This window comes from Bradyrhizobium sp. NBAIM03 (assembly GCF_020194055.1).
Lineage (GTDB): Bacteria > Pseudomonadota > Alphaproteobacteria > Rhizobiales > Xanthobacteraceae > Bradyrhizobium > Bradyrhizobium yuanmingense.
Map to the genome: position 1 here is coordinate 1 of NZ_JADYVS010000033.1, position 25,615 is coordinate 25,615.

A 25,615-nucleotide genomic window follows, 5' to 3' on the forward strand; every position below is an offset into this window, starting at 1 on the left:
GGTTGTTGGCGACGACGGCCGGCGCGGCGGGAGGCGCGGGCGGCGGCGTTGCCGGACGCGATCCGCCGGCGCCCGGAATGAACGAGAAATCTTCGGCCAATGACGAGGAAATCCACGGCACCTGCTCGCCGCGCGAGGCGCGGGTGACGCCCATCTTGGTGCGGTTCAGCGTCTCCTCGGCCATCAGGTCGGGAACGCGGATTTCCTTCAGCAGCTCCTGGACGAACAGGCTGCGGTCGCCGCCGGCGTCCGAAACCACCGAGGCCAGCGCCGCCGAGTACATCACCAGCGTGCCGTTCGGGGCGATCACCGGGGTCAGGCCCGCTGAGAAGCTGCGGAACCGGCGCTCGAACGGGTTGCGCCTGGACGCATCGACCAGCGCGATCTTGACGCCGGCGCCGCGGGTGTTGAGCTCGCCGAGGACCGTCTCGAGGCTGAAACCATCGCGGCGCACGTCGGACTCGGTCCAGATCTGCGCATCCACCGGCAGCAGGTAGCTCTGGCGCGCGGACTGGATGCCGAAACCCGAGAAGAACACCAGCGCGACCGAGCCCGGCTTGATCTTGCCGTAGAGCTTGTCGAAGGCGCGGCGCATGGCGTCGCCGGTCAGATTCTCGCCGAGTTCGACCGAAAAGCCGTCGCGCTTGAGCTCGTCGGCGACGGCGCGCGCATCGTTGATCGGTTCCTTCAGCGGGGCATCCGCATCCGGATATTTGGCGTTGCCAATGACCAGCGCAAAACGGTCGCCGGCCGCAAGCGAGGGGGCCGTCGGGACGAGCGAGATCAGCAAGGGCAGAAGAATAAAGAAGCGAATTTTCATAATCAGCGCGGTCCAGCCAAAAGGCGCCGTTCCAGCTTGCGCCGCGGCGACCTTAACTTACGCTTACCTCATTATCAAACCGGGGACGGAGGGCGTCAACCGCTTGGAGATTCGACCTTATCCCGATGATGGACCGCAGCGGATGGGCATGCCGCGAGAGGAATGGATGGTGTTGTCATGACGGTCCTCGGTACCTCGATGCTGTCCGGCGGACCTTAGCGCGGCCAGGGCGGGTGAAGACGTGATCGATCTCACATTGCAGCCTCGCCTCCGGGTTTGACCTTTCCTGCCGGTGGTGGCTTGGTGTGCGCGATCGTCCTAGATCCAACTCTAAAAAAAGCGAGCCCATGGGAAACGTCTACGAGATCTACGCCCTGCGCTATGCGACGATGTCGCCGCGCACCCCCCACATGAACTTCCTCCTGCCCGACCCGCATGACAGCGCGGCGCAGGACCTCGATTATTTCGTCTGGCTGATTCGAGGGCACGGCCGCGACATTCTGGTCGATACCGGCTTCAACGCCGAGGAGGCGAGCGCGCGGGCGCGCAAGCTCACGCTCAATCCCGTCGATGCGCTAGAGCGTTTCGGCGTCGCGGCGTCAGCCATTCGTGACGTCATCGTGACACATCTGCATTACGACCATGCCGGCAATCTCGACCGCTTTCCCAACGCGCGCTTCCATCTGCAGGAGCGCGAGATGGCCTACGCGACCGGACGCTGCATGTGCAACGGCCTGCTGCGCCACCCGTTCTCGGTCGAGCATGTCACGCTGATGGTGCGCCACGTCTATGGCGAGCGCGTCACCTTCTATTCCGGCGATGGCGAGGTTGCTCCCGGCGTGACCGTGCACCGCGTCGGCGGCCATTCCGACGGCTTGCAGGTGGTGAAGGTCGAGACTGCGCGCGGCGCCGTGGTGCTGGCCTCCGATGCCGCGCATTATTACGCCAATCTGCAGCGCAAGAGCCCGTTCCCGATCGTTTATAATGTCGGCGACATGGCGCAAGGCTGGGACACGATCGAGCGCCTCGCCGGCCATCCCGACAGGTTCATCCCCGGCCACGATCCGATCGTGACCGAGATCTATCCGCGCGCCAGCGATGAGGTCGATGCCTGGGCGCTGCATCTGCCGCCGACGCGGTCGTTTGCGGGATGACGATATCGTCACTTTGGAGACAAATGTGGTCACCCGCCCTTCCCGGCCTCACGCCGACCCCGCGCCGTCGCGGCCGTGCCTGACCCGGTCCGTCCCTCGTGGTGACGGCGGCGAAGTCGGTTTCGGCAAGTGAGGGTAGCGACTTTCGTCGCTCGGGACGATGTAAAGCATCGACCCGGGATGCGCGATCGTGCACGCCGATTGACGTATTCATCCGTCATTTCTAGGTTGTGCCTGACATTCACAACGGTGTTCGGCGTGCTTTCAAAACTCAAAAACCTTGCTGCCAACGCCATGAAAGGCGCCAGCGGGCATTTCTCGAAAGCTTCCAGGGCAATTGCCGACCTGGCCGCCAGTCTCGCCGGCCGCGCCGCGGCCGCCGCTGATCTAGGCCGCATTCTCGATATCATCGAAATGGTCCCTGGCGTCAGTTTCGAGAAGCCACAGCCTAATGCCGATTATCTCGGTACGCTGCTGGTCGCGGTGCAGATGGGCGAGCTTACGCTGGCCGTGCACTACCGCCAGCAAACCGAAGCTGGCGTCGTGCGCCTGCATCCCGTCACAACGGCTGAGGCCAATGCACTGACCGGTTCGGACGACAAATTTTCCTCGATGATCCTGGTCGACGGTGAGAACGACAAGCCTGCCATCCAGATGCTGATGAACAGCGAGCATCTGGCGGAAAATTATCGGTACGTCACCGCCGACACTCTGGTCAACGCATTGGCTTTCCCGATCGAGAATGTCAAAGGCGGTTTCATCATTGCCAGGCCGTTTCGTGCAATCGCGCGACCGATCGCAGGTTGGCTGCTCAACATCATTTTCGACCAGGGTGAGAAACTACATCGCCGTTTCCGCGGCAACCGCGCCGAACATCGACCCCCATCACCGTCGCTATCAGCGAAGGAGGAAGCCGGCGCGGCGAGTGTCTCGATCACGCCGGAAGACTGTGACGTCCAGGCTCGGGTCTCCGATCGAGCCATCGACGAAGAGCCGCGGAATGATGGCGTGAAGTGATTGAACAGCGTTGAGGGCCGCGCGCTCTGTGGTCTCGTTTAGACGCCACACGCTTCAGCCCTTGAGCGCAGCCCGTTTGCCAGCCAGCACCCTAATACGCCTGCTTCGCATCCGCCTCTTCGCTGGTCTGGATCAGATCGAGGCTCTGCTCGATCTTGCCGAGCAGGGCCGAGAGCTGCTTGCGCTCCTGCGCCGACAGGCAGGCGAGGATCTCGTCCTCTCGCCGCAGCAATTGCGGGAACAGCTCCTCGTAGAGCGCGCGGCCCTTTTTCGTCAGTTGCAGGCGGAATTCGCGGCGGTCGGCTTCGTTCTCGACCCGCTCGATCAGGCCGTCGCTGAGCAGCGCCGTCACTGCGCGGCTGATGGTGGATTTGTGCGTGCGGGTGCATTGCGAAATGTATTGCGCGCTGCAGGCATCATTGCGGAAGCCGAGCGTGGCGATGACGCGCCAGGCCGGAATGTCGAGGCCGTTGCGTTCCTGATACTCGACCGACAGCGCGGAACTGACCTCCGCTGCGAGCCGGTTGAGGCGGAACGGCACGAACTTGAACAGATCGAGCCGCAGCTTTGGCCGCGCCGACGCCTCGTCGGCCGCGCGCGCTTTGAGCGCGATGTCGCTGGATGTCCTCGCCAAGGAGAGCGCCTCCGAATTCCAGTTGACGGCCGGCCGGCTCCGGTCCAAAATAGTTGCACGTGAGACTATCTAACAGATCGATCCTGTCCTGACCAGAGCCGAGGTTCGTGTATGGCGCCGGCCAATACCCCTCACGCCAAAACCCTGAACGCCAAGACCGCTCAAGCCAAGACCCAGTTCGGCTACCGCCGTCACCCCGATCAGGACCGCCCCGGCTCGAGCCCCGCGGCGCATCCGGTCGTGATCGTCGGCGCGGGCCCGGTCGGGTTGTCGCTGGCGATCGATCTTGCCCAGCGCGGCCAGCGCGTCGTGCTGCTCGATGACGCCGACCGCATCGGCGAGGGCTCGCGCGCGATCTGCTTCTCGAAACGCTCGCTGGAATATTGGGACCGGCTCGGCGTCGGCGACCGCATGGTCGAGAAGGGCGTGGTGTGGAGTGTGGGGCGGATCTTCCATGGCGAGTCGCAGCTCTACCAGTTCAATCTCCTGCCCGAAGACGGTCACAAGCGGCCGGCCTTCATCAATCTCCAGCAATATTACGCCGAGGCCTATCTGGTTGATCGCATCAACGAGCTGCCAGAGATCGACCTGCGCTGGCGCAACAAGGTGACAGCGCTCGAGCAGCGCAACGAATCCGCGCTGCTGACGATCGAGACGCCCGAGGGCGCCTACCGCCTGAATGCGCGCTATGTCGTCGCCTGCGACGGCGCGCGCTCCTCGCTGCGGCAGATGGTCGGGGCGGAATTCGCCGGCCAGGTCTTCGAGGATCAGTTCCTGATCGCCGACGTCAAGATGACCGCGGAATTTCCGACCGAGCGCTGGTTCTGGTTCGATCCGCCGTTCCATGCCGGGCGTTCGGCGCTGCTGCACCGGCAGCCCGACGATGTCTGGCGCATCGATCTCCAGCTCAATCGCTATGCCGATCCGGTCCTCGAGAAGAAGCCGCAAAACGTGCGGCCGCGGATCGCGCGCATGCTCGGCCATGACAAGTTCGAGTTCGAGTGGATTTCGCTCTACAAATTCCAGTGCCGGCGGATGGACCGCTTCATCCATGGCCGCGTCATTTTTGCCGGCGATTCCGCGCACCAGGTCTCGCCCTTCGGTGCGCGTGGCGCGAATTCGGGACTCGAAGACGCGGAGAATCTGTCCTGGAAGCTCGACCGCGTGCTGCGCGGCAAATCGCCTGCGAGCCTGCTCGAAAGCTACCATCTCGAGCGCAGCATGGCGGCCGACGAGAACATCCGCGAATCCACCCGCTCGACCGACTTCATGGCACCGAACTCGCATCAGGAGGCGCGGTTGCGCAAGGCGGTGCTGTCGCTGGCCAAGGAAACCGAGTTCGGCAAGCGCATGGTCAATGGCGGTCGGCTGTCGGTGCCGTGCAGCTACGATACGCCGCTGTCCTCGCTTGATGCGGATACGTGGCGCGGTGGACCGCCGCCCGGCGGTTCGATGCTCGACGCGCCCGCCGCAACGTCCGCCGGCGAGCCGATCTATCTGACGGATGCCTTCCGCAAGGGTGGAACGGATTTCACCTTGCTGTCGTTCAGCAATGGCGCGCCGATCGATGCGCCTGATGGTATCAAGGGCATCCGCATTGGCGCCGACGGTGAATTTGCCGATCCCTCGGGCCTAATCGCAAAGCGCTACGGCGCCGTGCCGGGTGCCGCCTACCTGCTGAGGCCCGACGGTTATGTCGCGGCGCGCTTCCGTCATCCGACCCGTTCGGCGATCGCGGCGGCGCTGGCGCGAGCCGAAGGTTTGTATTGAGGTCTGGCATGCCGCTCTCCACCAGTTCGAACTTCGCGCGCCCTGACGACGCCTTCCGCGCCATCGTCGAGGCGCATCGCGGCCTGACCGAGGAGCAGAGCGCCGATTTCGACGCGGCGCTGGTTCTGATCCTCGCCAATCATATCGGCGACATCGACGTGCTGCGCGAGGCGATCGGACTCGCCAAGCGCCGCATGATCGACGGCCAGCAGCAGCAACAGCAACAACAATAACCCTGACCTGAAGGACGAATTGATGGCGAAGAACTTCGCATCCACCGGCGATCTCTCCGAGAAGAAGATCACCTTCTCCGAGATCGGCACCGATCTCTATGCCTTCACCGCCGAGGGCGATCCCAACACCGGCGTGATCGTCGGCGACGATGGCTGCCTCGTGTTCGACGCGCAGGCGACGCCGGCCATGGCGAACAAGGTGATCGAGCGGGTCCGCACGGTGACCGACAAGCCGATCAAATATGTCGTGCTGTCGCATTATCACGCCGTGCGCGTGCTGGGCGCCTCCGCCTATCACGCCCAAGGTATCGTCGCCTCGCAGGAGACTCATCGGCTGATTGCGGAGCGCGGCCAGCAGGATTGGGATTCCGAGTACGGCCGCTTTCCGCGCCTGTTCCAGGATGCGGAGAGCATTCCCGGCCTGACCTGGCCGACGCTGACCTTCGAAGGCGAGATGACGATCTATCTCGGCAAGCGCGAGGTGCGCCTGATGCAGCTCGGCGCCGGCCACACCTCGGGCGACATCGTCGGCTGGGTGCCGGATGCAGAGGTGATGTTCTCGGGCGACCTCATCGAATATCACTCGGCCTGTTATTGCGGCGATGCGCATTTGCGCGAATGGCCGATGACGCTGAACGAGATCCGCAACTTCAATCCGAAGGCGATCGCGCCGGGCCGCGGCGATGCGCTGAAGGGCACCGCCACGGTGCGCGAGGCCATCGCGATGACGCGCGACTTCGTCACCTCGCTCTATGGCGCGGCCGAAATCTCGGTCGCCAGGGGCCGCAGCTTAAAGGAATCGATGGCGGCGACGCGCGAGGTGATGGATCCGAAATTCTCGAGCTTTGCCATTTACGAGCACTGCCTGCCGTTCAACGTCTCGCGCGCCTACGACGAAGCATCCGGTATCGACGACCCCGTGATCTGGACCGACAAGCGCGACCAGGAAATGTGGGCCGCTTTGCAAGGAGGAGGATAGTCATGAACATCAATACCTCGCCTGATCAGATCATCCGCAGCTCGGCCCAGGTGACGCCGGGCTACATGTCCGGCTTCGGCAACTCTTTCGAGACCGAGGCGCTGCCGGGCGCGCTGCCGATCGGGCGCAACTCGCCGCAGCGCTGCGCCTACGGACTCTATGCCGAGCAGCTCTCGGGCTCGCCCTTCACCGCGCCGCGCGGCAGCAATGAGCGCTCCTGGCTCTACCGCATCCGCCCCTCAGTGAAGCATTCCGGCCGCTTCGAGAAGGTCGACGCCGGGCTGTGGCGTTCGGCGCCGTGCCATGAATACGACCTGCCGATCGCGCAGCTGCGCTGGGATCCGACGCCGCTGCCGAAGGAGGAGGTCACCTTCATTCAGGGCGTGCAGACCATGACGACGGCGGGGGATGTGAATACGCAGGCCGGCATGGCCGCGCATGTCTACCTCATCACCAAGTCGATGGTGGATCAGCATTTCTACGATGCCGACGGCGAGCTGATGTTCGTGCTGCAGCAGGGCAATCTGCGCCTTGTCACCGAGTTCGGCCGTATCGATGCCGAGCCTGGCGAGATCGTGGTGATCCCGCGCGGCGTCAAGTTCCGCGTCGAGATTCCGAACGGCCCGGCGCGCGGCTATCTCTGCGAAAATTATGGCGGCGCCTTCACGCTGCCGGAGCGCGGGCCGATTGGCGCCAATTGCCTCGCCAATGCGCGTGACTTCCTGACGCCGGTGGCAAACTACGAGGACAAGGACACGCCGACCGAGCTCTACGTGAAATGGGGCGGCTCGCTGTTCAAGACCACGTTGCCGCATTCGCCGATCGACGTCGTGGCCTGGCACGGCAATTACGCGCCGTACAAGTATGATCTGCGTACCTTCTCTCCCGTCGGCGCGATCGGCTTCGACCATCCCGATCCCTCGATCTTCACGGTGTTGACCTCGCCGTCGGAGACGGCGGGCACCGCGAATATCGACTTCGTGATCTTCCCGGAGCGCTGGATGGTCGCGGAAAATACCTTCCGGCCGCCCTGGTATCACATGAACATCATGAGCGAGTTCATGGGCCTGATCTACGGCGTCTACGACGCCAAGCCGCAGGGCTTCGTCCCCGGCGGCATCTCGCTGCACAATTGCATGCTGCCGCACGGCCCCGACCGCGACGCCTTCGAGCACGCCAGCAACGGCGAATTGAAGCCGGTGAAGCTGACCGGCACCATGGCCTTCATGTTCGAGACCCGCTACCCGCAGCGCGTCACCGCGCATGCGGCGAACGCCGCCACGCTCCAGGCCGATTACGCGGATTGTTGGAAGGGGTTGGAGAAGCGGTTCGATCCGGGCAAGCCGTAGTTACTTGGTCATTCCGGGATGCGCCGAAGGCGCAGGCCCGGAATCCATAACCACGATTGTGAATATGGATTCCGGGCTCGCGCTCCGCGCGCCCCGGAATGACGGCGGAGAAACTGTGAATAAACATTCGGCAGGAACCAATGCCCCACCCCAACGACCCCAGCCTCCGCTCCTTCATCGCCGTCGATCCGGCCTCGGACTTCCCGATCCAAAATCTGCCCTATGGCGTGTTCTCGACCAAGGATGGCCGTGCCCCGCGCCTCGGCGTAGCGATCGGCGACTACGTGCTCGATCTCTGGGAGCTCGAGCAAGATGGCCTGATCAGTGCGGGCGATCCGGGCACATTTGCAGGAGGACTGAACGCCCTGATGCATCTGGGTCCAAAGGTTTGGTCGAAAACCCGCGCGCGCATCAGCGAGCTCTTGCGGCACGACAATCCGGAGCTTCGCGATAACGAGCAGTTGCGCTCGCGCGCTTTCGTTCTCATGCGCGACGCGAAGCTCCACCTGCCCTTCGCCGTCTCCGGCTACACCGATTTCTATTCGTCGAAGGAGCACGCCACCAATGTCGGCGTGATGTTCCGCGGCAAGGACAATGCGCTGCAGCCGAACTGGCTGCATATGCCGATCGCGTATAACGGCCGCGCCTCCACCGTCGTGGTCTCCGGCACCAGGGTGAAGCGGCCGCGCGGGCAGCTGAAGCCGCCGAACGTGGAGCTGCCGAGCTTTGCGCCGTGCAAGCGGCTCGATTTCGAGCTGGAGATGGGTGTCGTCATCGGTCAGCCGTCGCCGATGGGCGGCATGCTGAGCGAGCAACAGGCCGAGGAGATGATCTTCGGCTTCGTGCTGCTCAACGACTGGAGCGCGCGCGATATCCAGCAATGGGAATATGTGCCGCTCGGTCCGTTCCTTGCAAAGGCGTTCGCGACCTCGATCAGCCCCTGGGTGGTGACGCGCGAGGCGCTGGAGCCGTTCCGCCTGAATGGGCCGGAGCAGCAGCCGGTGCCGCTCGATTATCTCAAGCAGACCAAGCCGCAGAACTACGATGTCGAGCTCGACGTCTCCTTGCGCGCTGCGGGTGCCAATGCGCCCGCCAGCATCAGCCGCACCAATTTCAAGTACATGTACTGGTCGTCGGTGCAGCAATTGATGCACCACGCCTCCTCGGGCTGCGCCATGAATGTCGGCGATCTCTTAGGGAGCGGCACCATCTCCGGCCCGGAGAAGAACCAGCGCGGCAGCCTGCTCGAGATCAGCTGGAACGGCACCGAGCCGGTCGAACTGCCCGGCGGCGCCAGGCGCTCGTTTCTGGAGGACGGCGACAGCCTCGTCATGCGCGGCTGGTGTCAGGGCAACGGCTACCGCGTCGGGTTCGGCGAGGTCGAGGGAACGATCGTGGCGGCGGAGTAGCGGGCCAAATCACCGTTTCTCCGGCGGCACGTCGCGCACCCGCGCGCAATGCGCCGCGACATCCTCCAGGCTGTACTTCAGATGCACCCGCTTGTCGGACGGCGCCTGCTTGGCGGTGCACACGCCCGGCCGCCATTCCTGCGCCGGCCTGATCGGCCGCGGAGCGAAGCCGCCGCCGCAATTCGGGCAGACATTGAACAGCTTGGTCTCGACGCAGTCCGCGCAGAACGTGCATTCATAGGAGCAGATCCGCGCATTGGTCGCGTCGGGCGGCAGGTCGCAATCGCAATATTCGCAGTTCGGTCGCAGCTGGAGCGCCATGTTGAATCTCCGCAACTGGAGCTGCGATCATCGCAGATCGCGTTGCCAGCGCGAATGCCATAGTTCCCTCGATTTCAGCCGGGCTTGATCTCCTTCAGCGGCAGCTTCGAGCTCTCCTTCAGCCTATCAAGCACGATCGAGGAGCGCACATGCGCCACGCTCTGGTGCGGCATCAGCACGTCGTTGACGAGATTGGACAGGCCCTTGAGATCGCGCAGCACGGCTTTGAGGACATAATCGGCATCGCCCGTCAGCGAATACGCCTCCTGGATTTCGTCGATCCGGTTCACCAGCGCGCGGAAGCGTTTCGAATTGTCCGGCGAATGTGTCGCCAGTCCCACCTGGATGAAGGCGATCACGCCGAAGCCGAGCGCCTCGCTGGAGAGGTCGGCGTGGTAGCCCGCGATCACCTTCTCCTCCTCCAGCCGCATCCGCCGCCGCGAGCATTGCGAGGCTGACAGGCCCGCGAGCTCAGCGAGCTCCTGGTTGGTGAGGCGACCGTCGTCCTGGAGCGCGCCGAGAATCCTGAGGTCGAAGGCGTCAACGGAAATCATGCGTCTTTCATCCATTTCGTGCACGGATCGTGCATAGAATAGCCAAAGCCCGCCTCGTTTGCACGCTCATTGCATGGCCCATGAAGGATAGTTCCGTCAGCAGCCATTCGGGAGAACACCATGGGACCATTTCCGCACGATGCACCGCCGGCCACGATCACTGCCGACAATCCGATGGGCACCGACGGGTTCGAGTTCGTCGAATACGCGCATCCCAATCCGCAAGAGCTGCACGCATTGTTCAAGCTGATGGGCTATGCGCCCGTCGCGCGCCACAGAACCAAGAAGATCACGGTCTATCGCCAGGGCGACATCAACTATCTCGTCAACGAGGAGCCCGGCACTCACGGCTATGAGTTCGTCTCCGCCCACGGCCCCTGTGCGCCGTCGATGGCGTTTCGCGTCGTCGACGCCAAGGCGGCCTATGACCGTGCGATTGCGCTCGGCGCCGAGCCGGCCGATGTGTCATCGGCGCAGAAGACGCTCGACGTGCCCGCGATCAAGGGCATCGGCGGCAGCCTGCTTTATCTCGTCGATCGCTACGGTGCCAAGGGCTCGGCCTACGATGCCGAGTTCGAATGGCTCGGCGCGCGCGATCCCAAGCCGCATGGCGCCGGCCTGTTCTATCTCGACCATCTCACCCACAACGTCCATCGCGGCCGCATGAATGTCTGGGCCGGGTTCTACGAGAAGCTGTTCAACTTCCGCCAGATCCGCTTCTTCGACATCGAGGGCCGCGCCTCCGGCCTGTTCTCGCGCGCGCTGACCAGCCCCGACGGCAAGATCCGCATTCCGATCAACGAGGACGCCGGCGAGTCCGGCCAGATCGAGGAATATCTGCAGACCTATCGCGGCGAGGGCATCCAGCACATCGCCTGCGGCTGCCGCGATATCTATCGCACCATCGAAGGTTTGCGCGAGGCCGGCCTGCCGTTCATGCCGTCGCCGCCCGACACTTATTTCGAGAAGATCGATACGCGCCTGCCCAAGCACGGAGAGGATGTCGCCCGGCTCAAGAAGAACGGCATCCTGATCGACGGCGAGGGCGTGGTCGATGGCGGCCAGACCAAGGTGCTGCTGCAGATCTTCTCGGCCAACGCAATCGGCCCGATCTTCTTCGAGTTCATTCAGCGCAAGGGCGACGACGGTTTTGGCGAGGGCAATTTCAAGGCCCTGTTCGAATCGATCGAGGAGGACCAGATCCGGCGCGGCGTGTTGAAGGTGGGGGACGCGGCGTAGGCGCGGCCGTCACGCACACTGCTGTAGGGTGGGCAAAGCGAAGCGTGCCCACGTCCTGCCCAATTGATGCGAAGACGTGGGCACGGCGCTTCGCGCCTTTGCCCACCCTACGCGACCTTTGCTGGCGCTAGATCTACCGCTGCCAGGCCTTCATCACCGCGCCGATCCCCGCCGCCTCCGGCTCGCGTGCCGCTGACGGCGTGCGCGAGAACCGTGGCGCGGGCGCCGGCTGCTTCACGCCGTGCCGCTCGATGAAGACGTTGCGGGCGACCATGTGCGGATGCTGTGTCGCCTCCGACATGGTCAGCACCGGCGCGAAGCAGATGTCGGTGCCTTCCATGATCTTGCACCAGTCCTCGCGCGTCTTGCTCTTGAACACGGCCTTCAGCTTCTCCTTCAGCGCCGGCCAGGCCTTGCGGTCCATCTGCGCGTCGAAATCGGCATCCGTCAGGCCCGCATGCTCGCGCAGCAGCGCGTAGAATTGCGGCTCGATCGAGCCGATCGAGACGAAGTGCCCGCAGGCGCATTCGTAGACGCCGTAGAAATGCGCGCCGCCGTCGAGGAAGTTCTGGTTACGCCCTTCGGTCCAGCGTCCCATCGTGGTCATGTCGAAGAAGAACGACATCAGCGAGGCCGCACCGTCGCACATCGCCGCGTCCACCACCTGGCCCTTGCCCGACTTCTGCGCTTCCAGCAGTGCTGCGAGCACGCCGACGACGAGATAGAGCGCACCGCCGCCGAAATCGCCGACCAAGTTGAGCGGCGGCACCGGCGCTTCCTCAGTGCCGATCGCGGCGAGCGCGCCGGTGATGGAAATGTAATTGATGTCGTGGCCGGCGGCGTTGGCGAGCGGGCCTTCCTGGCCCCAGCCGGTCATGCGGCCATAGACCAGCTTCGGGTTGCGTGCGAGCACGACGTCTGGCCCGAGCCCGAGCCGCTCCATCACACCGGGGCGAAAACCCTCGACCAGCGCGTCCGCGCTCGCGAGCAGGTCCAATACTTGCGCGATCGCCGCCTTGTCCTTGAGGTCGAGCTCGATCACCTTGCGGCCGCGCCCGGCCACCGACTTCATGCTCTTCTTGGCGCCGACGCGGTCGAGCGTGACGACGTCGGCGCCCATGTCGGCCAGCATCATGCAGGCGAACGGGCCGGGCCCGATGCCGGCGAATTCGACGATGCGGAAGCCCGAGAGCGGGCCGGAAGCGCGGACGGAGGAGGTGGGGGCTGGTTTGTCGAGCACGTTGTTGTTTCCTAGGGTCGCGGGCGGATGCCGGCGGTCGGCAATTGCCCCTGACGTTTCTTCTGTTGAGCGAGTTAATCGGCCGATTAACTTTTCTCGCCTTCACTCCAGCGAGGCAAGCGGTTTTCATGCCGCACGGCCAAAATAAAACGGCGCGCACCGAAGTGCGCGCCGCGGAAAATTTGCGTGGAGACGCTAAGTTCAGCGCGCAGTGGCGACCGCGCGTTGTGCCATCACCTTGATCAGATTGGCGCGATACTCCGCCGTGCCGTGGATGTCGGCTAGCAATCCGTTCGCCGAAATCGTCACGCTGTCGATCGCCGATGGCGACCAGTTCGCCTTCAGCGCCGCCTCGATCGCGCCCACCCGCATCACGCCGGTTTGCGAGGCGCCGGTGGCGGCGACCCGAACCTCGCCCGACTTGGCCTGCGCCACGAACACGCCGGTCAGCGCGAAGCGCGAGGCCGGATGCCGCATCTTCTCGTAGCCCGCCTTTGCCGGCACCGGGAATGACACGGCGGTGATGATCTCGCCGTCTTCGAGCGCCGTCGTGAACAGGCCCTGGAAGAAATCATCCGCCGCAATCGACCGCTTGTTGGTCTTCACGGTGGCGCCGAGCGCGAGCAGCGCCGCCGGGAAATCCGCAGCCGGATCGTTGTTGGCGATCGAGCCGCCGATCGTGCCGCGATAACGCACGGCGGGGTCGCCGAGCACCGAGGTGAGATAGGCGATCGCGGGGATCGCCTGCTTCACATCGGCATTCGTCATGATGTCGTAATAGGTCGTCGCGGCCTTGATGGTCAGCGTGTCGCCCGACAGCTCGACACCCTGCAGCTCCTTGATCCTGCCGAGGTCGATGACGTCGGAGGGACCTGCGAGGCGCTGCTTCATGACCGGCAGCAGCGTCTGACCGCCGGCGAGGAACTTCGACTCGCTACCCTTGGCGAACAGGCTGGCGGCCTCGTCGACCGAGGAGGCGCGATGATAGGTGGTCTGGTACATCTTCGGTCCTCCCTTAAGCCGCGTGGATCGTGCGCCACACCCTGTCAGGGGTTGCGGGCATTTCCAGGTTGTTCTTGCCGATCGCATCCGTGATCGCGTTGATCACGGCCGCCGATGCGCCGATCGCGCCGGCCTCACCGCAGCCCTTGATGCCCAAGGGATTGCCCGGGCACAGCGTCGTGGTGTGGGACAGGTTGAACGACGGCACGTCGTCGGCGCGCGGCATGGCGTAATCCATGAACGAGGCCGTGACCGGCTGGCCGTTGGCATCATAGATCGCATGCTCGAGCAATGCCTGCCCGATGCCCTGCACGAGGCCACCATGGACCTGGCCCTCGACGATCATCGGGTTGATCAGCCGGCCGAAATCGTCCGCCGCGACGAAGTTGACGAAGGAGGTCTTGCCGGTGCCGGGATCGACCTCGAGCTCGCAGATATAGGCGCCGGCCGGGAAGGTGAAGTTGGTCGGGTCGTAGAAGGCGCTCTCCTTCAGGCCCGGCTCCATCCCGTCAGGCAGGTTGTGCGCCGTATAGGCCGCGAGCGCGACCATCGGCAGGGCGATCGCCTTGTCGGTGCCTGTCACCTTGAACTCGCCGTTCTCGATGACGATGTCGGCTTCCGATGCCTCCAGCGCATGCGCGGCGATCTTCTTGGCCTTGGATTCCATCTTCTCCATCGCCTTCAGGATCGCGGTGAGGCCGACGGCCGCCGAGCGCGAGCCGTAGGTGCCCATGCCGAACTGCACCTTGTCGGTGTCGCCATGGACGATCGAGACCTGGCTGATCGGAACGCCCAGGCGCTCCGCGACGAGCTGGCAGAAGGTGGTCTCGTGACCCTGCCCGTGGCTGTGCGAGCCGGTGAGGATCTCGATGGTGCCGACCGGGTTGACGCGCACCTCGGCCGATTCCCAAAGGCCGACGCCGGCGCCCAGGCTGCCGACCGCCTTCGACGGGGCGATGCCGCAGGCCTCGATGTAGCAGGACACGCCGATGCCGCGCAGCTTGCCGTCGGCCTTCGCCTTGGCCTTGCGGGCAGGGAAGCCGGCATAATCGATCGCCTTCATCGCCGCATCGAGCGAAGCGTTGAAGTCACCGGTGTCGTAGGCCATGATGACAGGCGTCTGGTGCGGGAACTGGGTGATGAAGTTGGTCCGCCGCAACTGGGCCGGATCGACGTTCAGCTGCCGCGCCGCCGTCTCCATCAACCGTTCGATCAGATAGCTCGCCTCGGGCCGGCCCGCGCCGCGATAGGCGTCGACCGGCGTGGTGTTGGTGTAGACCCCGATCACCTCGGCATGGATCGCCGGGATGTTGTACTGGCCCGACAGCAGCGTCGCGTAGAGATAGGTCGGCACCGAGGACGAGAACAGCGACATGTAGGCGCCGAAATTGGCGTAGGTCTTCACCTTGAGGCCGATGATCTTGTTGTTGGCGTCGAAGGCCATCTCGGCATGGGTGATGTGATCGCGGCCATGCGCGTCGGTGAGGAAGGCTTCGGTGCGGTCGCCGGTCCACTTGACGGGACGGCCGACTTTCTTCGAGGCCCACAGCGCCACCATCTCCTCGGGATAGATGAAGATCTTGGAGCCGAAGCCGCCGCCGACGTCGGGGGCGATCACGCGCAGCTTGTGCTCGGGGGCGATGTTGTAGAACGCCGAGAGCACGAGACGGGCGACGTGCGGGTTCTGCGACGTCGTATAGAGGGTGAAGTGCTCCTCCGCGGTGTCGTAATCGGCGATCGCCGCGCGCGGCTCCATCGCATTCGGCGCGAGGCGGTTGTTGGTGACGTCGAGCTTCACCACATTGGCGGCTTTCGAGAAGGCGGCATTCACCGCGCCCTCGTCGCCGATCACCCAATCATAGACCTGGTTGCCGGGCGCCTCAGGATGAAGCTGCGGCGCGCCGGGCTTGATGGCGGCGTGCATGTCGGCGACCGCGGGGAGCTCCTCGTAGTCGACCACGACGGCTTCCGCCGCGTCGCGCGCGAGATTCTTGCTGTCGGCGATCACGACGGCAATTGCCTGTCCGACGAAGCGCACCGTCTCCGGCGCCATCGCCGGCCATGCGCCCATCTTCATCGGGCTGCCGTCCTTGGAGGTGATGGCCCATCCGCAGATCAGGTTGCCGACCTTGTCGTCGACCAGCTCCTGTCCGGTGAGCACCGCGACCACGCCCGGCATCTTCAGCGCCGCGGACGAGTCGATCTTCTTGACCTTGGCGTGCGCGTGCGGGCTGCGGATGAAATAGGCATGGGTCATACCCGTCAATTTGATGTCGTCGACGTAACGGCCCTTGCCGGTAATGAAACGCTTGTCTTCCTTGCGCACGACGCGTGCGCCGATGCCTTCAACACCCATGTCTGGTCCTCCCGACCGGAAATTTCCTTGATCGCGCCGTCCATCGACGGCTGCGACGGTTGTTCTTGTTTCGAGGCGCGCCGCTTACTCGGCCGCCTGCGAGACCTTCATGCGGCCGGCGGCGTCCAGCACCGCCTTGACGATGTTGTGATAGCCGGTGCAGCGACAGATATTGCCTTCGAGCTCGGTGCGGACGGTCGCCTCGTCGAGCTGTCCACCATGGCGGTGCACGATGTCGATCGCCGACATGATCATGCCCGGCGTGCAATAGCCGCACTGCAGGCCATGATTGTCGCGGAAGGCGGCCTGCATCGGGTGCAGTTCGTCGCCCTTGGCGATGCCCTCGATCGTGGTGACGCTGGCGCCGTCGGCCTGCCCCGCCAGCATGGTGCAGGATTTCACCGCGCGGCCGTCCATGTGCACGACGCAGGCGCCGCACTGGCTGGTGTCGCAGCCGACATGGGTCCCGGTCAGGTTGAGGTGATCGCGCAGGAGCTGGACCAGCAGCGTGCGGTCCTCGACATCGACAGCAACGGCCTTGCCGTTGACCGTCAGTTTGACTGTAGACACTTGAAGTCCTCCCAAAGTTATTTTGATTGGTTCTAATTAGAGACAGCGCAAACGAAACTTTGCAACTGGGTTTTTGCTGACCGCGGTCATGGAAGGGTCATCGTGATGACAGTCGCCGATCTGCGATTCGGCCACGACGTCTCGTGCCGCCGCCATCACGTGCTGCGACATTGTAGGAGACACACGGAAAGTCTCAGCTAGCATCTGCGATGGCGTGCTCGCTGCCGCCGCAATAGGCGGGTGAGCTGGTCGCGCGTGCCGTGGTCATCTCGCCGCTTGCCCTGGACCTAGGCCCGGTCGTGCGTCGTTCCTCCCTTTAATGCCGTGCTCGTTGCGCGAATAGGAGCATGCGCCCCCGCCTTTGTAATCGCGATCTTGGTAGTAGGACGAGACGACTTAAGCCATTGATTTTGCTTACGGCAATGCAGCGAAGTGCCGCCGTCGAGCCGCGTGGGTTAGGACGCCCCGCGTGTTGCGCTTTCAACAACCCACAGCGTCATTCCGGGGCCCGAGCGGAGCGAGGGAGCCCGGAAATCCATCGGGCCGCAGAGTCCGCGGGGAAGTGGATTCCGGGTTCGCGCCAACAGGCGTGCCCCGGAATGACATCGCGTGAATGAGAGGTCCGGAAAGCAGGACTACTACTTCCTGGCGATAGATCGCAGCCGCCCGTCCCCCTAGTCGAGCCGTACAGGCAACGGCAACAAGGGTGGAAGCGATGCAGATGAACGACAGTCAGCGGATCCCGGCGTCGAAGGCAAAGGTCTGGGCCGCGCTCAACGATCCCGAAATTCTCAGGCGCTGCATTCCCGGCTGCCAATCGCTCGAGATGGCGTCGCCGACCGAGATGACGGCGACCGTGGTGCTGAAGGTGGGGCCGGTGAAGGCGACGTTCAGCGGCAAGGTGACGCTGACCGATATCGATGCGCCCAATGGCTATCGCATCGTCGGCGAGGGCGCCGGCGGCGTCGCCGGCTTTGCCAAGGGCGGCGCGAAGGTCAGGCTGGAAGAAGAAGCCCCTGACGTCACCATCCTGCACTACGAGGCCGATGCGCAGATCGGCGGCAAGCTCGCACAGCTCGGCTCGCGATTGATCGACTCGACGTCGCGAAAACTCGCCGCGAGCTTCTTCGAAAATCTCGCCGGCGTGGTAGCGCCATCATCGTGATTGATGCGCGATGCCGCCTTCATTCGAACGCGCATTTCAAGCTGCAAAACAAGGGCAGGACGCAAGGCGCGACAACAAGATGAGCGGCGAAAGCCGCCGATGATTTGCACTACTACCTTCCGCCTATACTAAGCGCGAAACGGCGATGCTGTAATTTCGAACGATGGCTCGCAGGCGAACTGCGCATCACGAGCGCAGTGCGCTCAGGCGCCCAACGAGGCGTGCACAACAACATCGCGGAGGGAATACATGACCTTTGGAACGAAGGGCTTCTTGGCCGGCATCTCCATGATTGCGATGCTCGCCGCCGTTACACCGGGCGTTCGCGCCAACGACTCGGTGCTCAACGCGCAATCCGATTCGAATCAATGGGCCGTTGCCGGCCACGATTACGGCAACACGCGCTTCAGCCCGCTCAAGCAGATCAACACCGAGAACGCCGGGAAGCTGACGCTCGCTTACTCCTTCTCGCTGGCGTCGTTGCGTTCGAACGAATCCTCGCCGATCGTCATCGGCAACACGCTGTACGTTTCGAGCTCGTGGGGTCCGAAATACGTCTATGCGCTCGATGCGGCGACGGGGCAGCGCAAATGGACCTGGGAGCCCGATATTCCCGAGGACGTGCTGCAATACGCCTGCTGCGACGTGAACAGCCGCGGCGTCTCCTACGCCGACGGCAAGATCTTCGTCGGCCGCCTCGACGGCAAGCTGACCGCGCTCGATGCCGCGACCGGCAAGTCGCTGTGGACGGCGAAGGTGGTCGACTACAAGCAGGGCTCGGTCATCACCTCGCCGCCGCTCGTCGTGCGCGACAAGGTCATCACCGGTTTCGGCGGCGGCGAATACGGCGTGCGCGGCGCGCTGCTGGCCTTCGACATCAACACCGGCAAGCAGGTGTGGCAGACCTACACCGTTCCTTCGCCGGACGAGCCCGGCGGCGATTCCTGGAAGGGCGACTCCGCCCAGCATGGCGGCGGCGCGGCCTGGCTGGTCGGCTCCTACGATCCGAAGACCGACACGGTCTATTGGGGCACCAGCAATCCCGCCCCGTGGAACACGGCGGTGCGTTCGACCGGCGACGGCAACTTCGGCAAGCTGACCAACCTCTACACGGCTTCGACGCTCGCGCTCGATCCCAACACCGGCAAGATCAAGTGGCACATCCAGACCACGCCGGCCGACGCGTGGGACTATGACGGCGTCAACGAAGCCGTGCTCGCGGATCTCAAGATCGGCGGCAGCACCGTTCCGACGCTGATGAAGGCCGACCGCAACGGCTTCTTCTTCGTCGCCAACCGTGAGACCGGCAAGGTGCTGTCGGCGGAGAAATACGTGTTCTCCAACTGGGCCAAGAAGTGGGACGTCGCCACGATGCGCGCGGTCGAGGATCCCGACAAGCGTCCCGGGCCGGGCCATCCCGCCAAGGACATCTGCCCGAACCTGATCGGCGGCAAGAACTGGCAACCGATGTCGTTCAATCCGCAGACCGGCCTCGTCTACATCCCGTCCAACAACGTCTGCATGGACTGGTCGGTCAGCGACGTCACTTACAAGCGCGGCGTGTTCTATCTCGGCGCCGAATTCCCGACCAAGGAAGGCCCCGGCGGCTTCCTCGGCGAGCTCGTCGCCTGGGATCCGGTCGCGCAGAAGAAGGTCTGGTCGATCAAGGAAGACCTGCCCTTCAACGGCGGCACGCTGACCACCGGCGGCGGCCTCGTGTTTGCCGGCAACATCCATGGCGACTTCCGTGCCATCGATGCGAAGTCCGGCAAGGTGCTGTGGAGCAAGAATCTCGGCTCCGGCATCGGCGCAGGTCCGGTGACCTATCAGGTCGACGGCAAGCAATATGTCGCCATCGTCGTCGGCCGCACCGCTGCGCTGCCTGCGTTCCTGGGCGAGGTAGGAAAGAAGATGACGGCCGCAGCCCCCGAGGGCGGCTCGCTCTTCGTGTTCTCCGTCCAGTGACAACTCGCGCGCGTATCCTCGAGGTGACGGGATACGCGCGCGCTTTCTCCGGATTTTAGCTGCGGCATCGGCCGATGCCTGGTGCCGCTGCGCCCGGCTCAACGAGCTCCGGCGCAACAAAGCCAACACCAAGGGAGACGAGGATGCGTCCGAATCATTCCGCCACCGGTGCGAGCCGACATCGCGCCATCGCAGGCCTGCTCGCATGTGCCGCCGCGGCGCTGATCGTTCCGGCCTCGCCGCTGCAGGCCAACGAGGCGCAACCGTTCCGTCTCTGCGCCGATCCGACCAACCTTCCATTCTCCAGCGACAGTTCGTCGAAGCCGGGCTTCTATGTCGAGATCGGGCAGGCCCTGGCGCAGGCGCTCGGCCGGCCGATCGCCTATGACTGGTACAAATCCTATTTCGGCAAGCGCACCGTGCGGGTCACGCTGCTCGGCAAGCAATGCGACGCCATGATCGGGCTGCCCAGGTCCGCAGATTTCATGGGCCCGGCCGTGATCTTCTCCGACGCCATCGCCAAAGAGGGCTATGCCCTCGTCGCCACCAAGGAATCTGCGAAGGGCGCGGCGATCGGCGGCATCGAGGGCCTCAAGGGCAAGCGCGTCGCCGTGCAGTTCGCCAGCACGCCGCAAAACCTGCTCGCGAGCCGCGACGACATCCAGAAAGTGACGGTGCTGTCGCCTGAGGAGGGCATGCAGGCGCTCGACCAGGGCCGGGCCGACGTCGCCTTCATCTGGGGCCCGGTCGCCGGCTGGCTGAACAAGACCAGCTACGGCGGCCGCTACCAGATCGAGCTCACCGAGGGCGAGGGCCTGTCATGGGACGCCGCCATCGGCTTTGCCAAGGCCTCGACCGAGTTGCGCGACCGCGTCAATGCCGTGTTGCCGCAGCTTCAGGGCAAGATCGGCGAGCTCGCCGTGAAATACGGTTTGCCGGGCGGCGCGCCGGTTCGCTTTGGCGCAGCGCCGACGCCAGCGCCGCTGACGACGGGCACGGGAAGCGGAGCCGGCGTCGTCCAGGTCGCCAATGTCGTGGCGACCGAGACCAAGGGCGATGCGGTCGCGCCGGGCCTTGAGGCCGTCGGCGCGGGCAAGGAGATCTTCAACGGAACCTGCGCCCACTGCCACGGTCCCGATGCGATCCAGAGCGAGCGCAAGATCGATCTGCGGCTGCTGCGTCACCGCTACGGCGACGAGATGCGCGAGAAATATTTGACCACCGTGCAGGAGGGACGGCCGAACAAGGGCATGCCGGCCTGGAAGGAGGTCTATACCGAGGACCAGGTCAACAGCATCTATTCCTTCCTGCTGACGGTCCAGGTCGAATCGAACGATTGAACGGTCTTGACCGAACCCGATCGGGAGGATGTGGTAGCGTTCATCCGGCGCCATCCCGGTGCCGGATTGATGCCGGATAGTTCCGCCTCTTCCGCTGCGGCGGCGGATGCCCGTACGGTGCAGCATTCGGCGGTGCAGTCCTGTGAAGGCGCCATGACCAGCTTCCTGATCATCGACGATCATCCGCTGTTTCGCGAGGCCCTCGGTAATGCGGTGCGGCTGGCCTTGCCGGAGGCGCGGATTGTCGAAGCGATGTCGATCGAGGACGCCCTTCACATCCTGACGGCCGAGCAGGGCGAGGGCATAGACCTCGCGCTGCTCGACCTCCTGCTGCCCGATGCGACCGGCTTCTCCGGCTTTCTGCGCTTGCGCGAGGCCCATCCGCGCCTGCCCGTCGCCATCGTGTCGAGCGAGGAGGACCAGCGCGTCGTTCGCGAGGCGCTGGAGCTCGGGGCCGCGGGTTTTCTGCCGAAGTCGCTGTCGAAGCGCGAGCTGGCGCAGTCGATCGAGGGCGTGCTGAACGGATCGGTGTCGGTGCCGAAGGATTTCGTGGCAACGTCGCAGCGGCGCCGGGCCGAGGCCAGCAAGGCGCTCGAGGTCAAGCTGCGCGAGCTCACGCCGCAGCAGCTTCGCGTGCTCGATCTGCTGCGGCGCGGCTATCCGAACCGGCAGATCGGCCAGGAGCTTCAGCTCGCCGAATCCACGGTGAAGGCGCATATTACCGAAATTCTGCGCAAACTCGGCCTGTTCAGCCGCAACAAGGCGATCATCGAGATCGGCAAGGTGGACCTGCCGGATCCCAAGGCCCGGCCTTATGCGCGGGCCGACCGCGGGCGGCCGCAATGACGCGCGATGTCCCGCTTGACCTGGATCAAGCCGGTCTGGTCCGGCTGCGACATTCTCGTTTCGGCGTCGAACCCGTCGATCATCTGGCCAATCAACCGGGAATGGCTCACGCGTGATGCGATTTCTGATCGTCGAAGACCATCCGTTGTTTCGAGAAGCCTTGGAGGGCGCGCTCCAGATGGCGGCGCCGGCGGCCGAGATCCTTCAGGCGACGTCGATCGACGGTGCGCTCGAGCAGGCCGCGGCGGCTGCCGAGCTCGACCTCATCCTGCTCGATCTGTCGATGCCGGGCACCACGGGCCTTTCCGGCATCATCCGCATCCGCAAGGCCTTTCCCAGGATTCCCGTCGTCATCGTATCAGGGCATCAGGATCCGCAGATCATAGCCGGCGCCTTGTCGCTCGGCGTCTCCGGCTACATCCTCAAATCGTCCTCCAAGCAGGAGCTGGCGCAGTCGATCGGCGAGGTGCTGCGCGGTGCGGTCTGTGTCCCAGCCGCCTATCGCGGGCTCGTCCGCCCGCAACGCGCCGCCGGCCCGGCGCAGGATCTGCTGAAACGCCTGCACGAGCTGACGCCGCAGCAATTGCGCGTGCTCGAAATGCTCAAGCGCGGCCTGCAGAACAAGCAGATCGCCTTCGAGCTGAACATCTCCGAGACCACGGTGAAGGTCCACGTCTCCGACATCCTGCGCAAGCTCAACGTGCTCAGCCGCACCAAGGCCATCGTCGAAATGTCCCGGATCGATTTCGCGACCCTGGCCGGCGAAGGCGCCGGCCTGAAGGGGGAGCGTTCGCAGGCCGATCCGCCCTCAGGATAATCCGGTGTCATTCGTCGGAACGAGGCGAGCCGCGGTTCAAGCCGGTAGCGGCTGGCCGGCTTGCTCGCGAGCGATGTAGTCGGCGTACCAGTCCGGCCAGTTCGCATCGTACTGACCGCCGTTCCGCTTCTCGTGCTCACCGTGTGCCTTAGCCGCACGTCGGAGCGCGCTCGCGAGCTCGGACGAGGAGGTGAATATTGTTCCTGCTGCCTCTACGCGTCCCGGCAATCGCGTGGTGATCTCCTGGAACAGCCAGCCGTTGCCATCGGGATCGTTGAACGAGACGTACGAGCGATAGCTGGCGCGTGCGGGATCCAGACCAGCAATCCGACGGCGCCCGAACAGATAAGGCTCGTCGGGTCCGGTGTGCACGTCGCCTTCAGCGTGGAAGACTTCGCTGACCTCGACGCCGCGACCGCGCAGATCGTCTCGCGCGGCTTCAATGTCGGAGACGATCAGGTACAGACCCTGGGCGGAGCCGGGCGCCGCCGCGGTCACGTTCTTGCCGAAAATGACCGAGGAGGGGGAGCCGGGAGGTGTGAACTGGATGACGCGGTAGTCGTCAGGCCCGGCGAAATCGGCATCGAGCCGCCATCCGAGGTTCGCATAGAACTTCTTGGCGCGATCGATGTCCGAAACAGGGATGACGACGACTTCGAGCTTCATGTCGATCGTTGGCGCTTGGGTGGTCTCATTTGCATCGGGGGCAGGCATTGCTTCTCTCCTGATTATAGCGGTTACGATATAATCGTGTACGCGATATAAAGTACCTTGGAGCCTCAATGTCAACCTTCCGATTTAATCGGACACGATATATATGCACGCGGAGTTTCACATGTCCGTGTTGGAAAGGGCACCCCCATGAGCCTGCAGAACGGTCCCAGAGCCGAATTCAGAGACGATTCCAGAGATGATTCAACGACCAATCAGCCGAAACCGGCCGAGGGCGACCGGCGCCTCGACGATTTCCTGTGCTTCGCGATCTATTCGGCCAACCTCGCCTACGGACGAGCCTACAAGCCGGGCCTCGATGAGCTCGGCCTAACCTACCCCCAGTGGATCGCGATCGTGGCGCTGTGGGAGCAGGACGACCAAACCGTCAGCGAACTCGGCGACAAGATGTTCCTGGAATCCAACACCCTGACGCCGATCCTCAAAAAGCTCGAGGCGGCGGGCTATTTGCGCCGCCAGCGCGATCCCGCCGACGAGCGGCAGGTGCGCGTCAGTCTCACCGACGCCGGCCGACGCCTCCGCGAGAAAGGCATGCACATGAATCTCGTGAAGTCGAGCGGACTAAAGCCCGATGAGTTCGCGCGGCTGCAGAAAAGCGTCGTCAAGCTCCGCGACAATCTAATCAAGGCGATGGAGGAGGAGTGACAGGCCCCTGTCTACTTTGCATGGGGTTGTTTTCGACATTTTTGTCTTGGCTACGTCCGATAGCCCCGCCGCAAGGAAGACGAGGCGAAGATCATCCGCGCTTCAGCTCAGCAGGAACGACAGCAGCGCCCGCATCTCGGCCGGCTTGATCGGCTTCTTCAGCACTTCGAGGCCCTGCAGGCTCGCCTGCTTCGCCGCCTGTTCGGAATAGTCGGCGGTGATGATCATGGCGGGCGTGTCGAGCTTCAAATGCTCCCGCACGTCGGTGATGGCCGACAGGCCGCTCTCGCCGTGATCGAGATGGAGGTCGGCGATCACGACATCGGGCGCGCCGCCGAGCTCGCTGAGGCGCACGAGCGCGTCCGCACCCGATCGCGTGGTCGCGACGTCGCAGCCCCATCCCTCCAGCAGCGCGGCCATCGCCTCCGAGCCGTTCGGATCGTTCTCGATCAGCAGGATCTTGGCGCCTTCGAGCCCGCTGAAATCGTAGTGCCGCGCGGCGGGCGCGACCTCCTGCACCTCGTCGGCGACCTCGGCGAGGTCGGCCGGCTCCAGCTCCAGGGTGAAGGTCGATCCCTTGCCGAGCTGTGACGACAGCCGCACCTCGTGCCCGAGCTCGCTGGCGAAGCGGCGGACGATGGAGAGGCCGAGCCCGAAGCCGGCCTGGTCGTCCGCATTGGCATCGCCGCGCTGGAATTCGCGGAAGATCGCCTCCTGCTGCGCCTGCGCAATCCCGGGTCCGGTGTCGGAGACCTGGACGCAGATCCGGTCGCCGCGCGGCCGGCATCCGATCACGACGCCGCCGCTGCGGGTATAGCGGATGGCATTGGCGAGCAGGTTCTGCAGGATCCGCCGCAGCATCATCGCATCCGACATCACCGCGAGCTGAGAGGTGCGGATGCGCAAGGACAGACCTTGCCGCGCGGCGATCGGCTCGAACTCGTTGCGGAGCTGCTCGAACAGGGGGGCCAGCGCGATCGCGCGCACGTCGGGCTTGAGCGCGCCGGAATCGAGCTTGGCGATCTCCAGCAGCGAGCGCAGCAGGTCCTCCAGCATCACCAGCGAGCGGCTCGCCTGGTCGATCAGCACGCCCGCTTCCTGCGACTCCATCATCTCCGTCAGTGCGGACAGGGTGAGGCGCGCCGCGTTGAGCGGCTGCAACAGATCGTGGGTGACCGAGATCAGCACCGAGGATTTCAGCGAGCTCGCCGCCTCCGCCTGCTGCTTGGCGCGGTAGAGTCCCTCATTGGCGCGCTCGACCGAATGCAGCGCCTCGCGCAATTGGTGCGTCCGGTCGCGAACCTTGTTGTCGAGCGCGATGGCGGTTTCGAACAATGAAAAGGCGTTGAGCTGCTGGTCCATCGAGCGCTCGACGCGCGACATCAGCGCGGCATTGATCTTCCTCAGCTTGGCGGCCTCGCGCCTGAGCTGGTCGACCGCATCGGGGCCCTGCCACAT

At 64.3% G+C, this 25,615-nt stretch carries 24 protein-coding genes; 14 read left to right on the plus strand and 10 right to left on the minus strand.

The window, feature by feature from the left end; genetic code table 11:
• The coding region (locus I6F21_RS32830) for a caspase family protein (protein ID WP_225184057.1) at nt 1-820 on the minus strand (820 nt) is incomplete at its 3' end.
• Between the two features lie 347 nt (nt 821-1,167).
• Between I6F21_RS32830 and I6F21_RS32835 the strand changes: the two genes are divergently transcribed.
• Both I6F21_RS32835 and I6F21_RS32840 read left to right on the plus strand, forming a co-directional pair.
• Complete coding sequence (locus I6F21_RS32835) at nt 1,168-1,974, plus strand: N-acyl homoserine lactonase family protein (RefSeq protein WP_225184058.1); 807 nt, start codon at nt 1,168-1,170, stop codon at nt 1,972-1,974.
• A 180-nt stretch (nt 1,975-2,154) separates the two neighbouring features.
• Entirely contained in the window at nt 2,155-2,991 is an 837-nt protein-coding gene (locus tag I6F21_RS32840) for a hypothetical protein (protein ID WP_225113701.1), read from the plus strand.
• A 91-nt stretch (nt 2,992-3,082) separates the two neighbouring features.
• On the opposite strand, the gene I6F21_RS32845 is transcribed toward I6F21_RS32840, so the two are convergent.
• Nucleotides 3,083-3,625, minus strand: a complete 543-nt coding sequence (locus tag I6F21_RS32845; protein WP_225113702.1) for a MarR family transcriptional regulator — start codon at nt 3,623-3,625, stop codon at nt 3,083-3,085.
• A 111-nt stretch (nt 3,626-3,736) separates the two neighbouring features.
• Here I6F21_RS32845 and I6F21_RS32850 point away from each other — a divergent pair, with 111 nt between their 5' ends.
• The 5 genes from I6F21_RS32850 to fahA all read left to right on the plus strand — a co-directional run bounded on the left by I6F21_RS32850 (nt 3,737) and on the right by fahA (nt 9,365).
• The gene (locus tag I6F21_RS32850) at nt 3,737-5,395 is read left to right on the plus strand and encodes an FAD-dependent oxidoreductase (protein WP_225184059.1); all 1,659 of its coding nucleotides are present in this window, start codon (nt 3,737-3,739) and stop codon (nt 5,393-5,395) included.
• 8 nt (nt 5,396-5,403) lie between these two features.
• Nucleotides 5,404-5,628: a DUF2783 domain-containing protein gene (locus I6F21_RS32855; protein ID WP_025032749.1), complete on the plus strand. Its 225-nt coding sequence runs from the start codon at nt 5,404-5,406 to the stop codon at nt 5,626-5,628.
• Between the two features lie 22 nt (nt 5,629-5,650).
• Nucleotides 5,651-6,607, plus strand: a complete 957-nt coding sequence (locus I6F21_RS32860; RefSeq protein WP_225148635.1) for an MBL fold metallo-hydrolase — start codon at nt 5,651-5,653, stop codon at nt 6,605-6,607.
• Between the two features lie 2 nt (nt 6,608-6,609).
• Nucleotides 6,610-7,956, plus strand: coding sequence for a homogentisate 1,2-dioxygenase (gene hmgA / locus I6F21_RS32865; protein WP_036016113.1), 1,347 nt, complete (start codon nt 6,610-6,612; stop codon nt 7,954-7,956).
• 140 nt (nt 7,957-8,096) lie between these two features.
• Nucleotides 8,097-9,365: a fumarylacetoacetase gene (fahA, locus tag I6F21_RS32870; protein WP_225184060.1), complete on the plus strand. Its 1,269-nt coding sequence runs from the start codon at nt 8,097-8,099 to the stop codon at nt 9,363-9,365.
• 9 nt (nt 9,366-9,374) lie between these two features.
• On the opposite strand, the gene I6F21_RS32875 is transcribed toward fahA, so the two are convergent.
• Both I6F21_RS32875 and I6F21_RS32880 read right to left on the minus strand, forming a co-directional pair.
• Entirely contained in the window at nt 9,375-9,686 is a 312-nt protein-coding gene (locus I6F21_RS32875) for a DUF1272 domain-containing protein (protein WP_225137233.1), read from the minus strand.
• Between the two features lie 74 nt (nt 9,687-9,760).
• Nucleotides 9,761-10,240 (minus strand): Lrp/AsnC family transcriptional regulator, encoded by a 480-nt coding sequence (locus I6F21_RS32880; RefSeq protein WP_036016121.1) that lies wholly within the window; start codon nt 10,238-10,240, stop codon nt 9,761-9,763.
• Between the two features lie 120 nt (nt 10,241-10,360).
• Here I6F21_RS32880 and hppD point away from each other — a divergent pair, with 120 nt between their 5' ends.
• Complete coding sequence (gene hppD / locus I6F21_RS32885; RefSeq protein ID WP_225184061.1) at nt 10,361-11,479, plus strand: 4-hydroxyphenylpyruvate dioxygenase; 1,119 nt, start codon at nt 10,361-10,363, stop codon at nt 11,477-11,479.
• Between the two features lie 133 nt (nt 11,480-11,612).
• Here the strand turns inward: hppD and I6F21_RS32890 are convergent, their stop codons facing one another.
• The 4 genes from I6F21_RS32890 to I6F21_RS32905 form a co-directional block, all read right to left on the minus strand.
• Nucleotides 11,613-12,719: a CaiB/BaiF CoA-transferase family protein gene (locus I6F21_RS32890; RefSeq protein ID WP_225184062.1), complete on the minus strand. Its 1,107-nt coding sequence runs from the start codon at nt 12,717-12,719 to the stop codon at nt 11,613-11,615.
• Nucleotides 12,720-12,920: 201 nt separating this feature from the next.
• The gene (locus tag I6F21_RS32895; RefSeq protein WP_225184063.1) at nt 12,921-13,721 is read right to left on the minus strand and encodes a xanthine dehydrogenase family protein subunit M; all 801 of its coding nucleotides are present in this window, start codon (nt 13,719-13,721) and stop codon (nt 12,921-12,923) included.
• Between the two features lie 13 nt (nt 13,722-13,734).
• Complete coding sequence (locus I6F21_RS32900) at nt 13,735-16,077, minus strand: xanthine dehydrogenase family protein molybdopterin-binding subunit (RefSeq protein WP_036016129.1); 2,343 nt, start codon at nt 16,075-16,077, stop codon at nt 13,735-13,737.
• Nucleotides 16,078-16,161: 84 nt separating this feature from the next.
• Entirely contained in the window at nt 16,162-16,647 is a 486-nt protein-coding gene (locus I6F21_RS32905; RefSeq protein ID WP_036016131.1) for a (2Fe-2S)-binding protein, read from the minus strand.
• 721 nt (nt 16,648-17,368) lie between these two features.
• Here I6F21_RS32905 and I6F21_RS32910 point away from each other — a divergent pair.
• The 5 genes from I6F21_RS32910 to I6F21_RS32930 all read left to right on the plus strand — a co-directional run bounded on the left by I6F21_RS32910 (nt 17,369) and on the right by I6F21_RS32930 (nt 22,780).
• Nucleotides 17,369-17,812, plus strand: coding sequence for a carbon monoxide dehydrogenase subunit G (locus tag I6F21_RS32910; protein ID WP_225145446.1), 444 nt, complete (start codon nt 17,369-17,371; stop codon nt 17,810-17,812).
• A 249-nt stretch (nt 17,813-18,061) separates the two neighbouring features.
• Entirely contained in the window at nt 18,062-19,777 is a 1,716-nt protein-coding gene (locus tag I6F21_RS32915; protein WP_063824126.1) for a PQQ-dependent methanol/ethanol family dehydrogenase, read from the plus strand.
• Between the two features lie 143 nt (nt 19,778-19,920).
• Entirely contained in the window at nt 19,921-21,117 is a 1,197-nt protein-coding gene (locus I6F21_RS32920; protein WP_192893009.1) for a transporter substrate-binding domain-containing protein, read from the plus strand.
• Between the two features lie 153 nt (nt 21,118-21,270).
• A complete protein-coding gene (locus I6F21_RS32925; protein ID WP_036016149.1) occupies nt 21,271-21,963 on the plus strand; it encodes a response regulator transcription factor in 693 nt (230 codons plus the stop codon).
• A gap of 115 nt (nt 21,964-22,078) precedes the next feature.
• Entirely contained in the window at nt 22,079-22,780 is a 702-nt protein-coding gene (locus I6F21_RS32930; protein ID WP_050996263.1) for a response regulator transcription factor, read from the plus strand.
• A gap of 36 nt (nt 22,781-22,816) precedes the next feature.
• Here the strand turns inward: I6F21_RS32930 and I6F21_RS32935 are convergent, their stop codons facing one another.
• Nucleotides 22,817-23,494 (minus strand): VOC family protein, encoded by a 678-nt coding sequence (locus I6F21_RS32935; RefSeq protein WP_225184064.1) that lies wholly within the window; start codon nt 23,492-23,494, stop codon nt 22,817-22,819.
• A 147-nt stretch (nt 23,495-23,641) separates the two neighbouring features.
• On the opposite strand from I6F21_RS32935, the gene I6F21_RS32940 reads away from it, so the two are divergent.
• On the plus strand, nt 23,642-24,157 hold the full coding sequence (locus I6F21_RS32940) for a MarR family transcriptional regulator (protein WP_225184065.1): 516 nt from the start codon (nt 23,642-23,644) through the stop codon (nt 24,155-24,157).
• A gap of 102 nt (nt 24,158-24,259) precedes the next feature.
• Here the strand turns inward: I6F21_RS32940 and I6F21_RS32945 are convergent, their stop codons facing one another.
• Complete coding sequence (locus I6F21_RS32945; protein ID WP_225184081.1) at nt 24,260-25,615, minus strand: hybrid sensor histidine kinase/response regulator; 1,356 nt, start codon at nt 25,613-25,615, stop codon at nt 24,260-24,262.

Coding starts and splice junctions, on each gene's coding strand:
- I6F21_RS32925 (WP_036016149.1), top strand. CDS start 21,271: ATGACCAGCTTCCTGATCATCGACGATCATCCGCTGTTTCGCGAGGCC.
- I6F21_RS32855 (WP_025032749.1), top strand. CDS start 5,404: ATGCCGCTCTCCACCAGTTCGAACTTCGCGCGCCCTGACGACGCCTTC.
- I6F21_RS32945 (WP_225184081.1), bottom strand. CDS start 25,615: ATGTGGCAGGGCCCCGATGCGGTCGACCAGCTCAGGCGCGAGGCCGCC.
- hppD (WP_225184061.1), top strand. CDS start 10,361: ATGGGACCATTTCCGCACGATGCACCGCCGGCCACGATCACTGCCGAC.
- I6F21_RS32930 (WP_050996263.1), top strand. CDS start 22,079: ATGCGATTTCTGATCGTCGAAGACCATCCGTTGTTTCGAGAAGCCTTG.
- I6F21_RS32850 (WP_225184059.1), top strand. CDS start 3,737: ATGGCGCCGGCCAATACCCCTCACGCCAAAACCCTGAACGCCAAGACC.
- I6F21_RS32940 (WP_225184065.1), top strand. CDS start 23,642: ATGAGCCTGCAGAACGGTCCCAGAGCCGAATTCAGAGACGATTCCAGA.
- I6F21_RS32900 (WP_036016129.1), bottom strand. CDS start 16,077: ATGGGTGTTGAAGGCATCGGCGCACGCGTCGTGCGCAAGGAAGACAAG.
- I6F21_RS32840 (WP_225113701.1), top strand. CDS start 2,155: ATGCGCGATCGTGCACGCCGATTGACGTATTCATCCGTCATTTCTAGG.
- hmgA (WP_036016113.1), top strand. CDS start 6,610: ATGAACATCAATACCTCGCCTGATCAGATCATCCGCAGCTCGGCCCAG.
- I6F21_RS32895 (WP_225184063.1), bottom strand. CDS start 13,721: ATGTACCAGACCACCTATCATCGCGCCTCCTCGGTCGACGAGGCCGCC.
- I6F21_RS32860 (WP_225148635.1), top strand. CDS start 5,651: ATGGCGAAGAACTTCGCATCCACCGGCGATCTCTCCGAGAAGAAGATC.
- I6F21_RS32835 (WP_225184058.1), top strand. CDS start 1,168: ATGGGAAACGTCTACGAGATCTACGCCCTGCGCTATGCGACGATGTCG.
- I6F21_RS32880 (WP_036016121.1), bottom strand. CDS start 10,240: ATGATTTCCGTTGACGCCTTCGACCTCAGGATTCTCGGCGCGCTCCAG.
- fahA (WP_225184060.1), top strand. CDS start 8,097: ATGCCCCACCCCAACGACCCCAGCCTCCGCTCCTTCATCGCCGTCGAT.
- I6F21_RS32915 (WP_063824126.1), top strand. CDS start 18,062: ATGACCTTTGGAACGAAGGGCTTCTTGGCCGGCATCTCCATGATTGCG.
- I6F21_RS32875 (WP_225137233.1), bottom strand. CDS start 9,686: ATGGCGCTCCAGCTGCGACCGAACTGCGAATATTGCGATTGCGACCTG.
- I6F21_RS32910 (WP_225145446.1), top strand. CDS start 17,369: ATGAACGACAGTCAGCGGATCCCGGCGTCGAAGGCAAAGGTCTGGGCC.
- I6F21_RS32920 (WP_192893009.1), top strand. CDS start 19,921: ATGCGTCCGAATCATTCCGCCACCGGTGCGAGCCGACATCGCGCCATC.
- I6F21_RS32935 (WP_225184064.1), bottom strand. CDS start 23,494: ATGCCTGCCCCCGATGCAAATGAGACCACCCAAGCGCCAACGATCGAC.